The following is a 228-nucleotide window of genomic DNA, read 5'->3' as shown; positions in this document are numbered from 1 at the left end:
GACGGGCCGGCCGTGCTCGGCGATCCATCGCTATGGCCCAACCAGACTGCGTGTCTTCGCACGACGATGCAATCGATCCAGGCGCTTATCGACGAAGGAACGGTGAAGCCGATGGATGCGGAAGCTGCCGCGCGGCTCATCAACGGAGCGGCGCTCAACGCCTCGCTCTGGATTGCCGCAGCCGACGATCCGCACGCCGTCTTTGCAAAGGCTGTCGAGGCTTTCCGA

1 pseudogene is annotated in these 228 nt (G+C 64.0%); it reads left to right on the top strand.

What is annotated here, in order from left to right:
* A pseudogene (locus tag KJQ96_RS39680) lies at positions 1-228 on the top strand (TetR/AcrR family transcriptional regulator); the annotation flags it as partial.

It is taken from the genome of Bradyrhizobium sp. sGM-13, from assembly GCF_018398875.1.
Classification (GTDB): domain Bacteria; phylum Pseudomonadota; class Alphaproteobacteria; order Rhizobiales; family Xanthobacteraceae; genus Bradyrhizobium.
This window is presented reverse-complemented; position numbering and strand designations above follow the sequence as displayed.